The sequence below is a fragment of the Rhizobium sp. LCM 4573 genome, from assembly GCF_001854865.1.
Classification (GTDB): domain Bacteria; phylum Pseudomonadota; class Alphaproteobacteria; order Rhizobiales; family Rhizobiaceae; genus Neorhizobium.
Genome location: NZ_MDDW01000012.1, coordinates 45,214 through 65,676, shown reverse-complemented (window position 1 = coordinate 65,676; position 20,463 = coordinate 45,214). Strand labels below are relative to the sequence as shown.

18 protein-coding genes are annotated in these 20,463 nt (G+C 62.1%); 13 read left to right on the top strand and 5 right to left on the bottom strand.

From position 1 onward, the window contains the following. The 3 genes from LCM4573_RS16455 to LCM4573_RS16445 all read left to right on the top strand — a co-directional run. Nucleotides 1–948: sensor histidine kinase (locus LCM4573_RS16455; RefSeq protein ID WP_116285557.1), on the top strand; the 948-nt coding region annotated here is incomplete at its 5' end. Further along, on the top strand, nt 945–1,307 hold the full coding sequence (locus tag LCM4573_RS16450; RefSeq protein ID WP_071007473.1) for a response regulator: 363 nt from the start codon (nt 945–947) through the stop codon (nt 1,305–1,307). The genes LCM4573_RS16455 and LCM4573_RS16450, both read left to right, overlap by 4 nt. A gap of 183 nt (nt 1,308–1,490) precedes the next feature. Beyond that, nucleotides 1,491–2,276 (top strand): TIM barrel protein, encoded by a 786-nt coding sequence (locus LCM4573_RS16445; RefSeq protein ID WP_071007472.1) that lies wholly within the window; start codon nt 1,491–1,493, stop codon nt 2,274–2,276. A gap of 63 nt (nt 2,277–2,339) precedes the next feature. On the opposite strand, the gene LCM4573_RS16440 is transcribed toward LCM4573_RS16445, so the two are convergent. Continuing rightward, a complete protein-coding gene (locus tag LCM4573_RS16440) occupies nt 2,340–3,164 on the bottom strand; it encodes a bifunctional allantoicase/(S)-ureidoglycine aminohydrolase (protein ID WP_071007471.1) in 825 nt (274 codons plus the stop codon). A gap of 313 nt (nt 3,165–3,477) precedes the next feature. Between LCM4573_RS16440 and LCM4573_RS16435 the strand changes: the two genes are divergently transcribed. Then, nucleotides 3,478–4,773, top strand: a complete 1,296-nt coding sequence (locus LCM4573_RS16435) for an NCS2 family permease (RefSeq protein WP_071007470.1) — start codon at nt 3,478–3,480, stop codon at nt 4,771–4,773. Nucleotides 4,774–4,856: 83 nt separating this feature from the next. Here the strand turns inward: LCM4573_RS16435 and LCM4573_RS16430 are convergent, their stop codons facing one another. Further along, nucleotides 4,857–5,342, bottom strand: a complete 486-nt coding sequence (locus LCM4573_RS16430) for an ureidoglycolate lyase (protein ID WP_071007469.1) — start codon at nt 5,340–5,342, stop codon at nt 4,857–4,859. Between the two features lie 130 nt (nt 5,343–5,472). Continuing rightward, nucleotides 5,473–6,891, bottom strand: a complete 1,419-nt coding sequence (gene puuE, locus LCM4573_RS16425) for an allantoinase PuuE (RefSeq protein ID WP_071007468.1) — start codon at nt 6,889–6,891, stop codon at nt 5,473–5,475. 161 nt (nt 6,892–7,052) lie between these two features. On the opposite strand from puuE, the gene uraH reads away from it, so the two are divergent. The 4 genes from uraH to xdhC are packed head-to-tail and all read left to right on the top strand — an operon-like array spanning nt 7,053 to nt 12,185. Next, on the top strand, nt 7,053–7,421 hold the full coding sequence (gene uraH, locus LCM4573_RS16420) for a hydroxyisourate hydrolase (RefSeq protein ID WP_071007467.1): 369 nt from the start codon (nt 7,053–7,055) through the stop codon (nt 7,419–7,421). Between the two features lie 3 nt (nt 7,422–7,424). After that, on the top strand, nt 7,425–8,906 hold the full coding sequence (gene xdhA / locus LCM4573_RS16415; protein WP_071007466.1) for a xanthine dehydrogenase small subunit: 1,482 nt from the start codon (nt 7,425–7,427) through the stop codon (nt 8,904–8,906). Between the two features lie 3 nt (nt 8,907–8,909). Further along, nucleotides 8,910–11,288 (top strand): xanthine dehydrogenase molybdopterin binding subunit, encoded by a 2,379-nt coding sequence (xdhB, locus tag LCM4573_RS16410; protein WP_071007465.1) that lies wholly within the window; start codon nt 8,910–8,912, stop codon nt 11,286–11,288. Between the two features lie 48 nt (nt 11,289–11,336). Continuing rightward, nucleotides 11,337–12,185: a xanthine dehydrogenase accessory protein XdhC gene (xdhC, locus tag LCM4573_RS16405; protein WP_071007464.1), complete on the top strand. Its 849-nt coding sequence runs from the start codon at nt 11,337–11,339 to the stop codon at nt 12,183–12,185. Here the strand turns inward: xdhC and LCM4573_RS16400 are convergent. After that, nucleotides 12,175–13,119, bottom strand: coding sequence for a LysR family transcriptional regulator (locus LCM4573_RS16400; protein WP_071007463.1), 945 nt, complete (start codon nt 13,117–13,119; stop codon nt 12,175–12,177). The two genes, xdhC and LCM4573_RS16400, sit on opposite strands and share 11 nt — an antisense overlap. A gap of 139 nt (nt 13,120–13,258) precedes the next feature. Here LCM4573_RS16400 and LCM4573_RS16395 point away from each other — a divergent pair, with 139 nt between their 5' ends. Both LCM4573_RS16395 and guaD read left to right on the top strand, forming a co-directional pair. Next, on the top strand, nt 13,259–14,500 hold the full coding sequence (locus LCM4573_RS16395) for a urate hydroxylase PuuD (protein ID WP_071007462.1): 1,242 nt from the start codon (nt 13,259–13,261) through the stop codon (nt 14,498–14,500). After that, a complete protein-coding gene (gene guaD / locus LCM4573_RS16390) occupies nt 14,497–15,837 on the top strand; it encodes a guanine deaminase (protein ID WP_071007461.1) in 1,341 nt (446 codons plus the stop codon). Before LCM4573_RS16395 ends, guaD begins: the two co-directional genes overlap by 4 nt. A gap of 87 nt (nt 15,838–15,924) precedes the next feature. On the opposite strand, the gene bhcR is transcribed toward guaD, so the two are convergent. Beyond that, complete coding sequence (gene bhcR / locus LCM4573_RS16385; RefSeq protein WP_071007460.1) at nt 15,925–16,767, bottom strand: HTH-type transcriptional regulator BhcR; 843 nt, start codon at nt 16,765–16,767, stop codon at nt 15,925–15,927. Between the two features lie 159 nt (nt 16,768–16,926). Between bhcR and gcl the strand changes: the two genes are divergently transcribed. The 3 genes from gcl to LCM4573_RS16370 are packed head-to-tail and all read left to right on the top strand — an operon-like array spanning nt 16,927 to nt 20,450. Further along, a complete protein-coding gene (gene gcl, locus LCM4573_RS16380) occupies nt 16,927–18,711 on the top strand; it encodes a glyoxylate carboligase (protein WP_071007459.1) in 1,785 nt (594 codons plus the stop codon). A 32-nt stretch (nt 18,712–18,743) separates the two neighbouring features. Beyond that, the gene (gene hyi, locus LCM4573_RS16375; protein ID WP_071007458.1) at nt 18,744–19,562 is read left to right on the top strand and encodes a hydroxypyruvate isomerase; all 819 of its coding nucleotides are present in this window, start codon (nt 18,744–18,746) and stop codon (nt 19,560–19,562) included. A 3-nt stretch (nt 19,563–19,565) separates the two neighbouring features. Continuing rightward, nucleotides 19,566–20,450, top strand: a complete 885-nt coding sequence (locus LCM4573_RS16370) for a 2-hydroxy-3-oxopropionate reductase (RefSeq protein ID WP_071007457.1) — start codon at nt 19,566–19,568, stop codon at nt 20,448–20,450. Nucleotides 20,451–20,463: the final 13 nt, after the last annotated feature.

Genomic DNA, 20,463 nt, shown 5'->3' with positions numbered 1-20,463 from the left:
CTACCGGCAGCGGTCTATACGACCGACGCGACGGGCCGGATTACCTTCTACAACAAGGCAGCCGTGGAGATGTCGGGGCGAACGCCGCAAGCGGGCGACATGTGGTGCGTTACCTGGCGTCTTTTCCATCCGGACGGTACGCCGCTGCCGCACGATCAATGTCCAATGGCTGTAGCCTTGAAGGAAGATCGTCCGGTTCGTGGAGCGGAAGCCATCGCTGAACGGCCGGATGGCAGCCGCATTCCGTTCATTCCCTATCCCACGCCGCTTCATGACGCTGACGGGAAACTTGTCGGAGCCATAAACATGCTGGTCGACATCACCGAGCGCATGCAGGCCGAGAGCCGACAGAAGACTCTCATCGATGAGCTCAATCATCGGGTCAAGAATACGCTCGCAACTGTTCAGTCGCTGGCTGGGCAAACGGCAAGGCATGCCGACGATCTGAATGACTTCCAGCACCGCTTCGAACGCAGGCTATTGGCGCTCGCGCGTGCCCATGATCTTTTGACCAAGCGGCATTGGGGCGACGCGCCCCTGGACGCGCTTGCCCGAGAGGTGCTGACGCCGCTCGCGGGTGATGCTGCGGGGCAGATCAGGATCGCCGGTCCATCGGTCGGTCTCAACTCTCGCGCCGCGCTGAGCTTAACGATGGCCCTCAACGAACTTGCCACGAACGCCGTCAAATATGGAGCACTATCGTCGGAGGCTGGCTCGCTTTCTGTTATCTGGCGCCTACAGAACGAGATCGAGGCAAAACCGAGACTGATCTTCGAGTGGCGAGAGCGTGGAGGACCGCCGGTCGTCCCACCGACTCGACGTGGTTTCGGCACGCGGCTGATGGAACGTTGCATCGAACGCGATCTCAAGGGTGAATTGGATCTTGCCTTTGAGCCTACCGGAGTATCCTGCCGTATCTCGATCCCGGTTGGGCAGGTGAAGGCATGAGGGACCTTTCCGGCCTGAAGATTCTCATCGTCGAGGATGAGGGCCTTGTGGCCCTCATGATCGAGGACATGCTCCAGGATCTCGGTTGCGAGGTCATCGCTTCCGTATCGCGGCTTGCCGATGCACAAGCCATCGCCACCAAGGCGGAAGTCGACCTGGCGGTGCTGGATGTCAACCTCGCAGGCGAGCGAAGTTTTTCCGTTGCGGAGATCCTCCACAAACGTCAGATCCCGTTCATATTCAGCACCGGATACGGGATTGAAGGCTTGCCAGACGAGTTTGGCAGCCATCCTATCATCGGCAAACCCTTTTCGTTGGTCGATCTGCAGCAGATAATCGCGGATGTCGTGGGAGATTAACGAAACTGTGCCCGATTTTCCGGAATCGATTTCAACGGGCTTAAGATGATGATGAGGGCGAGCTGCCGGATTGGCAATTCGTCGGCCCGCTTCTATTCTTTGGGCAGCTGGCAATAATCGCGAAACTACTATGGCGCCGCGATCCACCTCCTGGTGCCCGGCATTTTATCATCAAGGTCTGACATGCGTTTTGCCATCAATCACATCACCGCGCCCAAGCTGACGCTCGACGAATTTTTCGCCATGGCCAATGCGCTCAGCCTCAAGGAGGTGGAAATCCGCAACGATCTCCCCGATACCGTCGGGACGATGAGGCCCGAAGCCGTGAGGGAGGCGGCCGAAAGGGCCGGCCTCACCATCATTTCCATCAATGCGCTCTATCCGTTCAACGTCTGGTCGGGGACCCTGCCGGGCCGAGCTGTCGCGCTTGCCGATTATGCCGCGGCAAGCGGCGCGAAGGCGCTTGTCATGTGTCCCCTCAATGAGGGAACCGCGGTCTCGTCCAGCGATCTCGTCGCTGCGTTGAAGGCGATGAGGCCGATCCTGGCCGATCGCGGGCTGACCGGACTTGTGGAGCCGCTCGGCTTTCCGGTTTCGTCCCTGCGCACCAAGCGCGAAGCCATCGAAGCGATCGACTCGGCCGGGGGCGACGATGTCTACAGGCTCGTGCACGACACCTTTCACCATCATATTGCCGGGGAGGCCGAGTTTTTCCCCGAGCGGACGGGGCTTGTCCACATTTCCGGCGTTTCGGATCGAACCGTCATGGCGGACGAGATGCTCGACTCCCACCGCGTGTTGGTGGACGCCAAGGACCGGTTGGAAAACATATCGCAGATCGAGGCGTTGATCGCCGGGGGCTTCAAAGGCCCGTACAGCTTCGAGCCGTTTGCCGCCGAAATTCATGCGCTCGCGAATGCCAAGGCGGCGGTGCGCGACAGCATGGCCTATATCGAAGCCTCGATTTGAGACTGCGGCAAAGGCCTCATTCGGGCCTTCGCCGTTAAATGCGCAATTTTCTGAAGCCTGCCGTCAGCGCGACAGTTTCATGTGGCGGTTGACGTCCTTGTAGAGGAGGTAGCGGAATTTGCCCGGTCCCGCCGCATAGCAGGCCTGCGGGCAAAAGGCGCGCAGCCACATGAAATCGCCGGCCTCAACCTCTACCCAGTCCTGGTTCAGCCGATAAACCGCCTTGCCCTCCAGGACGTAGAGGCCATGTTCCATCACATGGGTTTCCTCGAACGGGATGACGGCTCCGGGCTCGAAGGTGACGATCGTGACATGCATGTCGTGGCGCAGGTCCAATGGATCGACGAAGCGGGTGGTCGCCCATTTCCCGTCCGTTCCCGGCATCGGCGTCGGCGCTATATCCTGTTCGTTGGCGAAGATCGGTTCCGGAACTTCCAGACCCTCGACGAATTCATAGGATTTGCGGACCCAGTGGAAGCGGGCCATCGCCGCTCCACGATTGCGAAGGCGCCAGCCGCTCGAGGGCGGCAGGAAGGCGAAGCCACCGGGGCGCAGCACCTGGCTTGTTCCACCGAGCTCGATCGTCACCTCCCCCTCCAGGACGAAAAGGGCGCCCTCGGCGTTGGGGTCGACTTCCGGGCGATCACTGCCGCCATCAGGGGCGACTTCCATGATGTATTGCGAGAAGGTTTCCGAAAAGCCGGAAAGGGGACGCGAAAGTACCCAGAGCCGCGTGCCGTTCCAGAAGGGCAGGTAGCTTGTGACGATGTCCATCATCACGCCTCTGGGGATGACGGCATAGGCTTCGGTGAAGACCGCGCGGCCGGTCAGAAGCGTCGATTGTTCCGGATGGCCGCCTGTCGGGGCGAAATAGGTTGACTTGCTCACTTTGCACTCCGCGAAATATGGTACATGATTATCCTTGTCCGGCTGGCAGAAACAGTGCCTGTAAGCAGAACACAGCGGCGAGGTATTCGCTTGCAACTATCTTTTCTGACACTTTCCGCTCCTCAAAAGCAAWTCGGATCGCCCGGAAATAGCTGCAAAAATTTGAAAGTCTTTTGCGTTTTTGCGGAGAAATCCCGCACTAGCGGCGCGCGCAACAACAAAGCACAATTCCCCGCCTTGATCCCGCGTCTGGAGGAGATGCAGGGCTATTGCTGTTTGGCGGCGTCGGGGATGCTCGCCTAGGGAGGGAAATGTGTTCGAACGGTTTTTCAAATTGAGTGAGCACGGCACGTCCGTGCGCACCGAACTGGTCGCGGGCGTGACGACGTTCCTGACGATGTCCTACATCATCTTCGTCAACCCGGACATCCTGTCGACGACGGGGATGGACCGCGATGCGGTCTTCGTCGCCACCTGTCTTGCCGCCGCACTCGGTTCCATCGTGATGGCGCTCGTCGCCAACTGGCCGATCGGCATGGCGCCCGGCATGGGACTCAACGCCTTCTTCGCCTTCACCGTCGTTGCCGCTCTCGGCTTCACCTGGCAGCAGGCACTCGGCGCCGTCTTCATCTCCGGCGTGATCTTCCTGATCCTGACGGTGACGGGCGTGCGAAGCTGGCTGATCGCCGGCATTCCGCATTCGCTGAGAAGCGCGATCGCCGCCGGTATCGGCCTTTATCTCGGCATCATCGCGCTGAGGAATGCCGGCGTCGTCGTCGATAATCCTGCCACGCTGCTCGGCCTCGGTGATCTCACTCAGACCGGTCCGCTGCTGTCCATGTTCGGTTTCTTCGTGATCGCGGTGCTCGACTCGCTGAGGGTCCGCGGCTCGATCCTGATCGGCATCCTGGCGGTGACCGTGCTTTCGATGCTGCTCGGCGTCAGCGAATTCAAGGGCATCGTCTCGGCGCCGCCGAGCATCGCGCCGACCTTCATGCAGCTCGATATCATGGGTGCGCTGCATGGCGGCCTCATCCACGTCATCCTCGTCTTCGTGCTCGTCGAGGTCTTCGACGCGACCGGCACGCTGATCGGCGTCGCCAAGCGTGCGAAGCTGGTGCAGGAAGGCAAGCCCAGCCGTCTCGGCCGCGCGCTTCTCGCCGACAGCACGGCCATCGTCGCGGGCTCGCTCATCGGCACGAGCAGCACCACGGCTTATATCGAAAGCGCCTCCGGCGTTCAGGCGGGTGGCCGCACGGGCCTCACCGCACTGACCGTCAGCGCTCTCTTCCTGGCTGCACTCTTCTTCTCGCCGCTTGCCGCCGCGGTTCCGTCCTATGCGACAGCACCGGCCCTTCTCTATGTCGCCGGCCTGATGATGCGCGAGCTGACGGAAGTCGATTGGGACGATCTGACGGAAGCCGCACCGGCGGCGCTGACCGCCCTTGCCATGCCGTTCACCTCCTCAATCGCCAACGGTCTGGCCTTCGGCTTCGTCAGCTACGTCGTCCTGAAGGTCTGCACCGGTAAATGGAACATCATCCATCCGGCAACGCAGATCGTGGCGGTGCTGTTCATCATCCGCTTCGCCTTCTTCTCCCACGGTTGAGCCGGAACGGAGAAGTAGTCCACGCAAAAAGGGCCGGGCCGCATGAACTGCGGCCCGGCCCTTTTCTTTGCAGCCGGCGGAAGTCAGCGGATGAGAAAAGGATCCGCGTAGTAATGCTCCTCCAGGTTCACGCCTTCGCCGCCACGATCGACGACGACGAAATCAGATAGGCCATCAAGGGGTGTGAGAATGCCGTGCCAGACGTTGCGGCCGATATTGACGCCCTGTCCCGGATTTGTCCGGAAGGCGAGCGGCTCGCCTGGGCCGTTTTCTGTTTCCGGCGCCGCGACGACCAGGAAAGGATTGGCCGTCAGCGGAATGAAGGACTGACTGCCGAGGGGATGCCTCTCCACCATCTTGAGTTCCAGCGGCAGCGGGTAGGGCTCACCACGGAGAAGGCTGATCATCGGCCGTGCCTTCTCCCCCGTGGTTTCGATCTTTGCGAGATCGTGATGGCGGATGCATTTTCCGGCGTTGATGGGAAAACTCTGAGCGCCTTCCATTTCGATGACGTCACCGAATGGGGCGAAGGCCTCGCGCGTCAGTGGCCGGATTTCGATTACCTTCATTCGTACTCCTCCGTTTGTTGTCTCCAAGCATTCGTTGTTGCGCATGTCGTTATCGCAAACCGCTGCACATTCTTGCGCGGCAAGCCGCCCGCTGTCGCCAGCCGGGAATTGCTCAGTTCTGACGCGAGCCTCAGCCAGGCAGCATGGAAACCAGGCGCAGGAACGCGATCCGCTCGACCTGGCGGCAGGCTGTGGCGAATTCGGTGTCGCGATCGTTGCCGATGCGCGTCTCGAAGGCGGCGAGAATGCTGGCCTTGGTGTTGTCCCGGACGGCGATGATGAACGGGAAGCCGAACTTCTCCACATAGGCGGTGTTCAATTCGGTAAAGCGTGCCCGCTCCTCGTCCGTCAGCGCATCGAGGCCGGCGGAAGCTTGTTCCTCCGTCGAGCTGGCCGTCAGGCGCTTGGCCTGAGCCAGCTTTCCGGCGAGATCCGGGTGAGCGACGAGCACGCCGAGCCGTTCGGCATCGCTTGCCGCGCGGAACTGGAAGGTGAGTGCTGCATGCAGGCCGACTGGCGTATCGCTGGCCGGCGACAGTTCGTCAGCCCAGGCGCGCCGCGCGATCCAGTCGGAATGTTCGAAGACGCCGCCGAAGCGCTCGACGAATGCGCTTTCGGCCATCTGGGAAGGACGATCAGAGACCGGCTTCGGAGGATGGGTCTTCGCCCAGTGTTCCGCGATGTCTATACGCCGCGCGATCCAGACCTTCTCGTGGCTTTGAACGTAATCGATGAAGCGGGCAAGCGCCATTGCCCGGCCCGGCCGGCCGGCGAGCCGGCAATGAAGGCCGATGCTCATCATCTTCGGGCTTCCGGCAAGCCCTTCCGCATAGAGGACGTCGAACGTATCCTTGAGATAGCTGAAGAACTGGTGGCCGCTGTTGAAGCCCTGGGCCGTTGCAAACCGCATGTCGTTGGCGTCCAGCGTATAAGGGATGACCAATTGGCTGCGCCCGCCCTGCTCATGCCAGTAGGGCAGGTCGTCGGAATAGGCGTCGGAGACGTAATCGAAGCCGCCGACCTCGGTGATGAGATCGATGGTGTTGGCCGAACAGCGACCGGTATACCAGCCGCGCGGCGGCTCGCCGGTGACCAGCGTGTGCAGCCGGATCGCCTCGGCGATCGCCGCGCGCTCTTCGTCGGGCCCCATATCCTTGTGTTCGACCCACTTCAGGCCATGCGAGGCGATTTCCCAGCCGGCGTCGAGCATGGCGGCGACCTGGGCGGGCGAGCGTTTGAGCGCGGTCGCCACGCCATAGACGGTGACGGGCACGGCCTTCCCCGTCAGCAGCCGGTGCAGTCTCCAGAATCCGGCGCGAGCGCCGTATTCGTAGATCGACTCCATGTTCCAATGGCGTTGTCCCGGCCATTGGGCGGCGCCGACGATTTCGGATAGGAAGGCTTCGGACGCGGCATCGCCGTGCAGCACGCTGTTTTCGCCCCCTTCCTCGTAATTGAGGACGAATTGCACGGCGATGCGGGCGCCGTCCGGCCACTGTGCCGCGGGCGGCGTCTGGCCATAACCGTGGAGATCACGGGGATATCGCATGGAACTCTTCTCCCGAATGTCTTATGCGACCGATTTCTAGCTGCAAATCGCGCGCGTTATTCCCCTTGGAAATTTTGAAAGTCTCGAACGATACCGCTGCTTTCCAGGGGAATGAGGCTGGCGGATAGTGTGGGGAGGAATGCGGTATCCGGGAGGAAGAAATGCAATCGCAGTCACACGGAAAAGGGCGCCTGACGACCCATGTTCTGGATACGGCGCTTGGCAAGCCGGCCAATGGCTTGCGCGTCGAACTCTTCCGGATTGAGGGCGATGCGTTCCACCACCTTCATACCGCTCACACGAATGACGACGGCCGCTGCGATGCGCCGCTATTGTCCGGCGAAACCATGAAGGCCGGCACCTACGAGCTGCGCTTTCACGCCGGCGATTATCTCGGCCGCACGACCGGGCGGGAGCCGATGTTCCTCGACATCGTTCCGATTCGTTTCGGCATTGCCGAGGAGGGCGCGCATTACCATGTGCCGCTGCTCGTCTCGCCCTACAGCTATTCGACCTATCGGGGGAGTTGAACTATGTCCGTATCGATCCGCTCCGAGCTTCGCTTCATCCTGAATGGCCAAGATGTCGCGCTTCGCGATGTGGGCCCGGACCAGACCCTGCTCGACTGGCTGCGCCTCTCCCGCTCGCTCAAGGGCACCAAGGAAGGCTGTGCCGAGGGCGATTGCGGCGCCTGCACGGTGCTGGTGGGCCGCCTCACGCCGGCCGGCGGCCTCACCTATGAGAGCGTCAACGCCTGCATCCGCTTCCTCGGCTCGCTGGACGGCTGTCATGTGGTGACCGTCGAGCATCTTGGCGGCGGCGACGGGCACCTTCACCCCGTGCAGCAGGCCATGGTCGATTATCACGGCTCGCAATGCGGCTTCTGCACCCCGGGTTTCGTCATGTCGCTCTACGCGCTGTGGATGCGGRCGCCGAACCCGAGCGATCAGGAGATCGAAACGGCGCTCCAGGGCAATCTCTGTCGCTGCACCGGCTACGAACCGATCCTGCGCGCGGCCCGTGCCATTTCCAGCTATGCCGGTACGGAGAAGGATCCGCTGCTTGTCGAGCGGGAAGCTATGATCGCGCGCCTTGAGGCGTTGAAGGACGGTGCGCGTGTCGAGATCGGCGAAGGCAAGCAACGCTTCGTCGTACCGGCCAACCTGGACGATTTCGCAACGGTCTTGGAAGCATCGCCAAACGCGACGGTGGTCTCCGGCTCCACCGATGTCGGCCTCTGGGTCACCAAGCATATGCGCGACATCACGCCAGTGGTCTTCATCGCCGGGCTCGACGAGCTGAAATCGATCGCGGTGAGGGACGGCGTGGTCTCCATCGGCGCCGGCGTCACCTATTCCGAGGCGCTTACCACGCTTTCGCAGCATATCCCGGAGCTTGGGCCTCTCATCACCCGAATCGGCGGCCAGCAAGTGCGCAACATGGGAACGATCGGCGGCAATATCGCCAACGGCTCGCCGATCGGCGACACGCCGCCGGCGCTGATCGCGCTGGGGGCGCAACTGACGCTGCGCCGGGGCGGGGCACGTCGGACCATCGCGCTGGAAGACTTCTTCATTGCCTATGGCAAGCAGGATCGCCAAGCGGGCGAGTTCGTGGAAACCGTGCATGTGCCTATTCCCGCCGCGGCTGAAAAGTTCGCCATCTACAAGGTGACCAAGCGCCGCGACGAGGATATCACGGCAACACTCGGCGCCTTCCGCCTGGCGCTTGCCGCCGACGGCACGGTGGCTGGCATTACGATTGCCTATGGCGGGATGGCGGCGACGCCGAAGCGGGCCTTCGCGGTGGAAAAGGCGCTTCTCGGCCAGCCCTGGACAGAGGCCACGGTGGAGGCGGCCATGGAAAAGTATGCGGAAGACTATGCGCCGCTGACCGATATGCGCGCCACCGCGGAATACCGCGCATTGGTCGCCAAAAACCTTCTCCTGCGTTTCCATGTGGAAACGATGTCCAGCGAGGCACCCGTGCAGGTGTCCAGATATGAGGCTGCGTGAGCCATGAACAAGCACACTTCCCACCTCACCGGCGACCTCGCGGCTGAAAAGATCATTGGCAGCGTCCATTCCAGTATTCGCCACGATTCCGCGCACAAGCATGTGGCCGGCACCGCTATCTATATCGACGATATTACCGAACCGGCCGGCACGCTGCATGCGGGTCTCGGCTTGTCGACCGTCGCTCACGGCATCCTGAAATCCGTCGATCTTTCGGCGGTGCGCGCCGCACCCGGCGTCGTCGATGTGCTGACCCATGAGGATGTGCCCGGTGTCAACGACATCTCACCGTCCTACATGAACGACGATCCGGTGCTTGCCGACGGCAAGGTGGAGTTTCATGGCCAACCGATCTTCTGCGTGATTGCCGAGACGCGCGACCAGGCTCGCCGTGCCGCGCGACTTGCGAAGATCGAATACGAGGAATTGCCGGCCGATATCGACATCTGGGACCTCGACGTCAAAACCCACCGGCAGGTGGTCACGCCGCTGACGCTGAAGCGCGGCGATGCGGCCGCAGCCCTTGAAAGCGCCCCACGCCGGGTGAAGGGCCGCATGCGGCTCGGCGGCCAGGACCATTTCTATCTGGAAGGTCAGGTTTCGCTTGCCATACCCGGCGAGGATGACGAGATCATCGTCTATTGCTCGACCCAGGGACCGAGCGAGACGCAGCACATGGTCGCCCACGCGCTTGGTGTGCCAAGCAATGCGGTGACGATCGAGGTGCGCCGCATGGGTGGCGGCTTCGGCGGCAAGGAAACCCAGGCAAACCAGTGCGCGGCGATCGCGGCGATCGCCGCCAAGAAGCTGAACCGCGCGGTCAAGATCCGGCTCGACCGCGACGAAGATATGGCCGCCACCGGCAAGCGGCACGATTTCGCCATCGACTACGAGGTCGGCTTCGACGACGAAGGCCGCATCCTCGCCGTCGATTACACGTTCGCTCTCCGGGCCGGTTTTTCGGCGGACCTTTCCGGCCCGGTGGGCGACCGTGCGCTTTTCCATTGCGACAACGCCTATTTCTTCCCGCACGTGCATGCCAAATCGGCACCGCTCTATACCAACACCGTCTCCAACACGGCCTTCCGTGGCTTCGRCGGCCCGCAGGGCATGGTGGGCGCGGAACGCGTCATCGAAGAGGTGGCGTTTGCAGTCGGCAAGGATCCACTCGAAATCCGCAAGTTGAACTTCTACGATGCGATGGGTGTCGAGGGGACACGCAACCTTACGCCCTACCATCAGAAGGTGGAGGACTGCATCATCCAGCGCATCGTCGCTGAGCTGGAGGAAAGCGCCGACTATGCCGGTCGCCGCAAGGCGATCCAGGAATTCAACGCCGGGAGCCGCTTCGTGAAGCGCGGCATCGCACTGACGCCGGTGAAGTTCGGCATCTCCTTCACCAAGACGGAATCGAACCAGGCGGGCGCGCTGGTGCATGTCTACACGGACGGCTCCGTGCATATGAACCACGGCGGCACCGAAATGGGCCAGGGCCTGCACCTGAAGGTCGCGCAGGTGGTGGCGGAAGAGTTCCAAATCGACATCGATCGGGTGAGGATTACCGCCACGACAACCGCCAAGGTGCCGAATACCGCGCCGACCGCTGCATCCTCGGGCGCCGACCTGAACGGCATGGCGGCGCAGAACGCGGCCCGTCAGATCAAGGACCGGCTTATCGATTTCGCTGCGGAGAGCCATCAGGTGCCGCGCGATCAGGTTATGTTCCTGCCCAACCGGGTGCGCATCGGTCATATCGAGATTTCATTCAACGAGCTCGTGAAAAAGGCCTATATGGCGCGCGTCCAGCTCTCGGCGGCCGGTTTCTACAAGACGCCGAAGATCCATTGGGACCGTTCCAAGGGCCGCGGGCACGCCTTCTACTACTATGCCTATGGCGCAGCCTGCTCGGAGGTTTCCATGGACACGCTGACCGGTGAATATGTGGTCGAGCGCACCGATATCCTGCACGATACCGGCCGCTCGCTGAACAGGATCATCGATATCGGCCAGGTCGAGGGCGGCTTCATCCAGGGCATGGGATGGCTGACCACGGAGGAACTGTGGTGGGATGGCAAGGGACGGCTCAGAACCCATGCCCCCTCCACCTACAAGATCCCGCTTGCCTCGGACCGGCCCAAGATATTCAATGTGGCGCTGACCGACTGGTCGGAGGCCTATGAGCCGACGATCCACCGCTCCAAGGCGGTCGGCGAGCCGCCGCTGCCGCTCGGCATTTCCGTGCTGCACGCTCTTTCGGATGCCGTGGCGAGTGTGGCGGATCACAAGATCTGCCCGCGCCTTGATGCACCGGCGACACCGGAGCGTGTGCTGATGGCGATCGAGCGTCTGAAGGTTGCTCGAGCAAGCCCAGGGAAAGTGTGATGCGGTTTTCCGTCCGGAATTGCGACCAAGCAAAGAAGGGGTAGAAATATGCCGGCCGCGCGAGAAGACGTTCGGGATTTCCTGCGCCGCGAACCGGTGCCGATCCTGGTCGAAGTGACGGGCGCGGCGGGCTCGACGCCGCGCGATACCGATGCCTGGATGCTGGTGTCGGAAAGCTCGATCTTCGGGACGATCGGCGGCGGCCAGCTTGAATACATGGCGATCGACCATGCACGCCGGGCGATCCGCTCCGGTCTTGCTGCCGAGCCGATGAGCGTGCCGCTCGGACCCGAGATCGGCCAGTGCTGCGGCGGCCGCGTCGGCCTTTCCTTCAAGGCGCTCGATCGCGCGGTTACCGAAACGCTCATCGCGCGTAATGATCGGGAGATGGCCATGAGACCGCATGTCTATGTCTTCGGCGCCGGCCATGTCGGCGATGCGCTTGCATTGGCGCTGTCGCTCGCGCCGCTACGCGTGGTTCTGGTGGACACACGCGAAGAGGAGCTCGTCGCCTCGACGGTACCGCATATCGAAACCTGCCTCACCGCAATGCCGGAAGCCGTGGTGCGCGACGCTCCGCCCGGCAGCAGCTTCGTGATCCTGACCCACGATCACGCGCTCGATTTCCTCATCACCGCCGAGGCGCTGAAGCGCGAGGACGCCGCCTATGTCGGCATGATCGGTTCGAAGACCAAGCGCGCCACCTTCCGCAACTGGCTGTCGCGCGAAGCCCGCCGGCCGGAACTGTTCGAACGCCTCGTCTGCCCGATCGGCGGTACGGCGGTGAAGGACAAGCGCCCGCCGGTGATCGCCGCGCTCGCGGCGGCGGAGATCATGACCGCAGCGCTGAGATGGGCTGGAAACCAGGTGAGCAGGGCGCAAGCCATCAGCCGGTAGACGCTTCGACCGCAGCCTCGTCTTCTAGCTGCTTGCCGATCAACCGCTGACATCGCTCCGCCATGAAATCGATCATCAGCCGGACCTTAGGATCCTGAAAGCGCTTGTGCGGATAGATCGCGGCAAGCTGTACGGCGGCGGGCGGYGTATCCCTCAGGATTTCGACCAGCCTTCCTTCCCTCAGATAGGCTTTCACTTCGAAGAGCGGCTTGTTGATGATGCCACGGCCTTCCAGCGCCCATTGGGTCAGCACGTCGCCGTCGTCGCTGTCATAGGGACCTCCGACTTCGAACTTGCGCGGGCCTTCGGCTGTCATCAGCGTCCAATAATATTCCTTTGAGCCGGGATAGCGCAGCAGAAGACAGTCATGCCTGTCGGCGATCAGCGCGTCGGCTGTCGCCGGCGTGCCGCGGCGTTCGAGATAGGCGGGCGAGGCGCAGAGGACCCGCTCGCAATTCAGGATGCCGCGCATGCGCAGATTGGAATCTTCCAGAACGCCGAGCTTGAAGGCAACGTCGACGCCTTCGCTGAGAATATCGACATTGTGGTCGGAGAGCCGCAGACGCACTTCGATATCTGGATACTTGTCGTGAAATTCCGGAATGCCGGAGGCGATCAGCCGGCGGCCGATGCCGAGCGGCGCGGTAATGCGGAGCGACCCTTTAGGATTGCGCGACAGGTCGGCGATCGCGGCTTCCGCCTCGTTCACCGCCTCGATGATCTTGACCGCGCCRTCATAGAAGACGCGGCCGTGTTCGGTCGGCGAAAGCTTTCGTGTGGTGCGGTTGAAGAGCCGCACGCCGAGATGGCGCTCCAGTTCCTTGATGCGATTGCTGGCGACCGCCGGCGTGACCCGCTGGTCGCGCCCCGCCGCCGAAAGGGTACCAAGTTCCACCACGCGCACGAAGACGCGCACATTATCGAGATAGGACATGGCTTCTTCTACCACATTGAAGAGTGGATCATACCAGATGCGATCTTATAGATTTTTTTGAAAGTGTTGAGGATTTGTCGGAATATCCTTGGAAATCGTGAGGTGTCAAAAGTCCGGAAAAAGTTTCTGGGAGGACGCCTTGTACGAATATGCCATCGCCTGGGACTGGCTGACCTTCGCCGTTCGCTGGCTGCATGTGATTACGGCGATAGCCTGGATCGGCTCGTCGTTCTATTTCGTTGCGCTCGATCTGGGCCTGAAGAAGCATCCGGCATTGCCTCCGGGCGCGCATGGAGAGGAGTGGCAGGTCCATGGCGGCGGCTTCTACCATATCCAGAAATATCTGGTGGCGCCCGCCAACATGCCGGAACATCTCGTCTGGTTCAAATGGGAAAGCTACGTCACCTGGCTCTCCGGCTTCGGCATGCTGTGTCTCGTCTATTATGCCGGCGCAGACCTCTATCTGATCGATCCGAACGTGCTGGACGTGTCCAAGACGGCGGCGATCGCCATTTCGCTGGGTTCGATTGCTTTCGGCTGGATCATGTACGATCTGATCTGCAAGTCGCCGTTCGGCAATGACAATACGCGGCTGATGGTGGCGCTCTACTTCATCCTCGTCGCGGTCGCCTGGGGCTATACCCAGCTCTTCACGGGGCGCGCAGCCTTCTTGCATCTCGGCGCTTTCACCGCGACGATCATGTCGGCCAACGTTTTCTTCATCATCATTCCGAACCAGAAGATCGTCGTCGCCGACCTCATCGCCGGACGCACGCCGGACCCGAAATACGGCAAGATCGCCAAGCAGCGCTCGACGCACAACAACTACCTGACGCTGCCGGTCCTGTTCCTGATGCTGTCGAACCACTATCCGCTGGCTTTCGGCACCGAGTACAACTGGATTATCGCCTCGCTGGTCTTCCTGATGGGCGTCACGATCCGCCACTATTTCAACACGCGCCATGCGGATGCCGGCAATCCGACCTGGACCTGGCTTGTGACCCTGCTGCTCTTCATCGTCATCATGTGGCTTTCCACTGTGCCGAAGCTGCTGACGGGTGAAACCGAGGACGCCAAGGTTTCGACCGCACAGCAGCCCTTCATGACGGCTGAGAGCTTTCCCAAGGTGCGCGACACCGTTCTCGGCCGCTGTTCCATGTGCCATGCCAAGGAGCCGGGCTGGGAGGGCATCATCGTACCGCCGAAGGGCGTGGTGCTGGAAACTGATGGCGAGATCGCCGTCCATGCCCGGGAGATCTACCTGCAGGCGGGCCGCAGCCACGCGATGCCGCCGGCCAACGTCACCCAGATTTCCGACGAAGAGCGGCGCCTGATCGTAGCCTGGTACGAAAGCGCCATCAAAGGGGAGAAGACCGAATGACCGAACTCCTGATCCGCGGCCGGGTGCTGACCTTCGTTGCCGAGCCGCAGGGCATCGACGATACCGCCTCCTATCACTATTTCGAGGACGGCGCGGTTCTGGTTCGTGACGGCAAGATCGTCGATACCGGCACCTATGCCGATATCCGCAAGCTGGCCGGCGCCAATGCGGAGATCGCCGATCATCGTCCGAATCTCGTTCTGCCGGGCTTTATCGATACGCATCTGCATTTCCCGCAGACGCAGGCGATCGCTTCCTATGGCGCGCAGCTGCTCGAATGGCTGAACACCTATATTTTCGTCGAGGAGCAGAAATTCGCCCGCGCCGCTCATGCGGCCGCCGTCGCCGAGCGTTCCATGGATGAGCTGCTGTCGAACGGCACGACGACGGCGGTTGCCTACTGTTCAGTGCATCCGGAAAGCGTCGACGCCTATTTCACAGCGGCCGAGGCGCGCGGCATGCGCATGATCGGCGGCAAGGTGATGATGGACCGCAATGCTCCCGAAGCGCTTCGCGATACCGCGCAGCAGGGCTATGACGAGACGAAGCGACTGATCGAAAAGTGGCATGGCCGCGGCCGGGCCCATTATGCGATCAGCCCCCGCTTTGCCATCACATCGACGCCGGAGCAGATGGAGATGAGCCAGGCGCTCGTCGCCGAGCATCCGGAATGCTTCGTCCAGACGCATCTTTCGGAAAACCGCGACGAGGTCGCCTTCGCAACCTCGCTCTATCCGGAGGCGAAGGACTACACCGATATCTACGCCCGTTACGGCCTGCTCAACGAACGCATGCTGCTCGGCCATTGCATCTATCTGAGCGATCGCGAGATCTCGGTTCTTGYCGAAACGGGCGCGGTCGGCGTCTTCTGTCCGACATCGAACCTCTTCCTTGGTTCCGGGCTTTTCGACCGAGACCGGTTCGACCGGCTGGGAGCCCGCTGGTCGGTTGCCACCGATGTCGGCGGCGGAACCAGCTTCTCCATGCTGGAGACCATGGGCGAGGCTTACAAGGTGCTGCACATGCAGGGTCAGCGGCTGACGCCGTTCAGTTCCTTCTACCGCATGACGCTCGGCAATGCCCAGGCGCTCGGACTGGAACAGCATATCGRCTCGCTCCATACCGGAGCGGATGCGGATATCGTGGTACTGGATTCGGGTGCAAAGTCAGCCATGGAATACCGCATGCGGACGGCGACCTCGCTTGCGGAGGAACTCTTCATCCTTCAGACCATGGGCGACGATCGCTGCATCGCAGAGGTCTATGTCGCCGGCAAACCGAAGAAGGCAGAGGGCAAGGCCGGCGTCGCGCGGCAGCGCATTTTCGAAACGGCCTGATACGTTCGGTCCGGCATGACCCCTCGTCCGAACCAATCGGGGCCTTCTCCTCTGCTTGTTGGGAGAAGGTCCCGAGCTTCTCAAAGCTCATCCCGCTGACCGGGATGATCTCAAGCGTCCGCCCATCTCCTTGGTCAGAGCCTCCGCCGCTGCGCCTACGATGGGGCCGATAGTTTCGATCCTTGCGTCCGGCAGCCGTACCGCGGGGCCCGACACCGAAATACCCGCGACAGCTTCTCCATATTCATCGAAGATCGGTGCCGCGACACAGCGCATGCCGAGCGTATGCTCCTCGTCGTCGATCGACCAGCCACGGCTGCGGATCTTTGCGATGTCATCCAGAAGAGCGGGCAGCGTATCGCGGGTCTTTTCGGTGAAGTGCCGGAGGTTGCGGCCGGTGAGCAGCGCTTCGATGCGGGCATCTGTCCAGGTTGAGAGAATTGCCTTGCCGATGCCGGATGCATGAATCGGCCCACGATGTCCGGGACGGAAGAAGGCGCGCATCGGCGAATGGCTTTCCACCTGGGAGATGAAGACGACATCGCCTTCCTCCTCGATCGCCATATTGGCGGTCTCCCCGCATTCCTCCATCAACTGCTTGAGAAATGGCCGGCTGATCGTGCCGAGCTTGCGGAAGCGMAGATAGGCCGTGCCGATCTCGAAAGCCTTGACGCCGATCGTCCAGGCACCTGTCTCGGCATCATGGGCGACCATGYCGTGTCCTGCCAGGGAAGTCAGCAGCCGGTGTGCGGTGGAAGGCGCCATGCCGGAATGGTCAGCAAGATCCGTTAGCGTCGCGCCGTCGGCTTCAGCCACGAGTTCGAGGAGTTTCAGGCTCCGGTCGAGAACCTGGACGGAAGACGGCGCGAAATTTTCGCCTGGCTTGCGGCCCGGCTTTCCCCTCGGCTTTTCGTGCTGCTGCTCGGTCATGGCGTAACTCCTCTGCACTTTCTGGCACGTCCGCGCCGTCGGGGATTACCGCAGATTACTTGAAAATGTTTATTTCCACATGATGGGAATGATTTCCATTCTTTTATTGCCCGCTGCGCTGAATGGGGTAACCTCCAGGCCAAGAGACGGAGGAAGCCCATGGCTAAGATGCGTGCTGTAGACGCGGCGGTACTGGTTCTGGAACGGGAAGGCATCGACTGCGCCTTCGGTGTTCCCGGCGCCGCGATCAATCCCTTTTATTCGGCGCTGAAGGCGCGCGGTTTCGTGCGCCATATCCTCGCCCGCCATGTCGAGGGCGCAAGCCACATGGCCGAGGGCTATACCCGTGCCCGCGCCGGCAATATCGGCGTGTGCATCGGTACTTCGGGCCCTGCCGGCACGGACATGATCACCGGCCTCTACTCGGCTTCAGCGGATTCGATCCCGATCCTCTGCATCACCGGCCAGGCGCCGCGCGCGCGCCTCGACAAGGAGGATTTCCAGGCGGTCGATATCGCCAAGATCGCGGCGCCCGTCACTAAATGGGCCGTCACCGTCATGGAGCCGGCGCTGGTGCCCTTCGTCTTCCAGAAGGCGTTCCACACCATGCGGTCCGGCCGCCCCGGTCCTGTCCTGATCGATCTGCCGCTCGACGTCCAGCTCGCCGAAATAGAGTTCGATATCGAGACGTATGCTCCGCTTGAGCCCTATAAGCCGTCCGCGACCCGGGCCCAGGCCGAAAAGGCGCTTGCCATGCTGAACGCGGCGGAGCGGCCGCTGATCGTCGCCGGCGGCGGCATCATCAATGCCGATGCTTCCGACCTGTTGGTCGAATTCGCGGAGATCACCGGCGTTCCGGTCATACCGACGCTGATGGGCTGGGGCACGATCCCCGACGACCACCGGCTGATGGCCGGCATGTGCGGCCTGCAGACCTCGCATCGCTACGGCAATGCCACGCTGCTTGCCTCCGATTTCGTCCTCGGCATCGGCAATCGCTGGGCAAACCGCCATACCGGCAATGTCCCGACCTATACGGAAGGCCGTACCTTCGTCCACGTCGACATCGAGCCCACCCAGATCGGCCGCGTCTTCGCTCCCGATTTCGGCATCGTCTCGGATGCAGGCGCGGCTCTGAAGCTCCTCCTCGACGTCGCGACGGAGTGGAAGGTTGCCGGCAAGCTCAAGGACTGGTCCGCCTGGGCGGAAGAGTGCCGCGAGCGCAAGCGCACCATGCTGCGCAAGACCCATTTCGATCAGACGCCATTGAAGCCCCAGCGCGTCTACGAAGAGATGAACAAGGCGTTCGACCGCGACACCTGCTATGTCTCGACCATCGGCTTGAGCCAGATCGCCGGCGCGCAGTTCCTGCATATCTACAAGCCGCGCAACTGGATCAACTGCGGCCAGGCCGGCCCGCTCGGCTGGACGCTGCCGGCGGCGCTCGGCGTCCGCGCGGCCGATCCGGATCGTCCGATCGTAGCCCTCTCCGGCGACTACGACTTCCAGTTCATGATCGAGGAACTGGCGGTCGGCGCGCAGCACAAGCTGCCCTACCTGCATGTGGTCGTGAACAATTCATACCTCGGTCTCATCCGCCAGGCGCAGCGCGGCTTCAACATGGATTTCGAAGTCAGCCTCGCCTTCGACAACATCAACGCCTCGGGGGATTCTGAAGCGGGCTACGGCGTCGACCACGTTGCGGTCGCCGAAGGCCTCGGCTGCAAGGCGATCCGCGTGCGCGGCCCGAACGAGTTCCAGGAAGCCTTCACCACGGCGCAGAAGCTCATGGAGGAGCATCAGGTTCCGGTCGTCGTCGAGTTCATCCTCGAACGCGTCACCAATATTTCCATGGGGGCCGACATCAATGCCGTGGTCGAGTTCGAAGAACTTGCCGAACGCGGGGAGGACGCTCCGACCGCCACGCTGATCGGTCTCGACTGAAGGCAATTGCGCCAAATAGAGGGAGAACAACCATGCCGAAATTTGCGGCCAATCTGACGATGCTCTTCAACGAGGTGCCGTTCCTCGATCGCTTCGCGCTCGCCGCGAAGGCCGGCTTCGAGGGTGTTGAGTACCTCTTCCCTTATGATTTCGACAAGGAGGCGCTACGCGCCGCGCTCGATCTCAACGGGTTGACCCAGGTGCTGCACAACCTGCCGGCGGGCAATTGGGCCGGCGGCGAGCGCGGCATCGCCATCCTGCCGGACCGGGTGGATGAGTTCCGCCGCGGCGTGGCGTCCGCGATTGACTATGCGACCCTGCTTGGCTGCAAGCAGATCAACTGCCTTTCCGGCATCGCGCCGGTCGGTGTTTCGGACGATGTGCTCAGGGCAACCTTCGTCGCCAACCTGAAATTCGCGGCCGATGAACTCGGCAAGCATGGAATCCGGCTGCTGATCGAGCCGATCAACCGCTTCGACATTCCGGGCTTCTACCTGAACACGCCGGATCAGGCGGCCTCGATCATCGCCGGGGTCGGCAGCGACAACCTGTTCATCCAGTACGACCTCTACCACCAGCAGCGCACCGAGGGCGAGCTGATCGGCACGTTCAAGAAGCACCAGGCGCAGATCGCCCACGTGCAGCTTGCCGACAATCCCGGCCGTAACGAGCCGGGCACCGGCGAGATCGCCTATCCCTTCGTTTTCGATGCGCTCGACGCGCTCGGCTACGACGGCTGGATCGGCTGCGAGTACAAGCCGCGCTCCACGACCCAGGAAGGGCTCGGCTGGTTCGCCACCGCCGTCGGCCGGCAGGCCAAGAGCGCAGACATTCTCAAGATCAGGAGCTAAGTTATGGCAACAATCGGATTTATCGGCCTCGGCATCATGGGCACGCCGATGGCGCGCCACCTTCAGGACGCTGGCCACAAGGTCGTTACCTCGAAGTTCGTCATCCCGCCGCGCCAGGAACTTCTCGACAACGGGCTGGAATTCGTAGAGACGCCGAAGGCGCTTGCGGAAACGGTCGATACGATCATCCTGATGCTGCCGGATACGCCGGAAGTGAAGGATGTCCTCTTCGGCGAAAACGGCGTCGCTTATGGTCTCGGCAAGGGCAAGCTCGTCATCGACATGAGCTCGATCTCGCCGATCGAGACCAAGGAATTCGCGAAGAAGGTTCGCGAAACCGGTGCCGAATATATCGACGCTCCGGTTTCCGGCGGCGAGGTTGGCGCCAAGAACGCGAGCTTGTCGATCATGGCAGGCGGCTCGCAGGAGAGCTTCGACCGCGCGCTGCCGCTCCTCCAGCTGATGGGTAAGAACATCACGCTCGTCGGCGATTGCGGCGACGGCCAGGTGACCAAGGTCGCCAACCAGATCATCGTGGCGCTGACGATCGAGGCGGTTTCCGAGGCGCTCGTCTTCGCCTCCAAGGCTGGCGCGGACCCCGCACGGGTACGCGAGGCCCTGATGGGCGGATTTGCTTCCTCCCGCATTCTGGAGGTTCATGGCGACCGCATGATCAAGCGCACGTTCGATCCGGGCTTCCGCATCTCCCTGCACCAGAAGGACCTGAACCTGGCGCTGCAGGGCGCCAAGTCGCTCGGCATCGCTCTGCCAAACACCGCCTCGACGCAGGAACTCTTCAACCTCTGCGCAGCCAATGGCGACAGCGGTCTGGATCATTCCGGTCTCGTCAAGGCACTTGAGCGCATGGCGAACCACGCCGTCGCATGACGGCTCGAGCCGG

Bases quoted from the DNA above. Each gene is read 5' to 3' on its own strand.
- LCM4573_RS16430 (WP_071007469.1), bottom strand. From the start codon at position 5,342: ATGAAGGTAATCGAAATCCGGCCACTGACGCGCGAGGCCTTCGCCCCA.
- hyi (WP_071007458.1), top strand. From the start codon at position 18,744: ATGCCGAAATTTGCGGCCAATCTGACGATGCTCTTCAACGAGGTGCCG.
- uraH (WP_071007467.1), top strand. From the start codon at position 7,053: ATGCAATCGCAGTCACACGGAAAAGGGCGCCTGACGACCCATGTTCTG.
- gcl (WP_071007459.1), top strand. From the start codon at position 16,927: ATGGCTAAGATGCGTGCTGTAGACGCGGCGGTACTGGTTCTGGAACGG.
- puuE (WP_071007468.1), bottom strand. From the start codon at position 6,891: ATGCGATATCCCCGTGATCTCCACGGTTATGGCCAGACGCCGCCCGCG.
- LCM4573_RS16445 (WP_071007472.1), top strand. From the start codon at position 1,491: ATGCGTTTTGCCATCAATCACATCACCGCGCCCAAGCTGACGCTCGAC.
- LCM4573_RS16370 (WP_071007457.1), top strand. From the start codon at position 19,566: ATGGCAACAATCGGATTTATCGGCCTCGGCATCATGGGCACGCCGATG.
- LCM4573_RS16450 (WP_071007473.1), top strand. From the start codon at position 945: ATGAGGGACCTTTCCGGCCTGAAGATTCTCATCGTCGAGGATGAGGGC.
- xdhC (WP_071007464.1), top strand. From the start codon at position 11,337: ATGCCGGCCGCGCGAGAAGACGTTCGGGATTTCCTGCGCCGCGAACCG.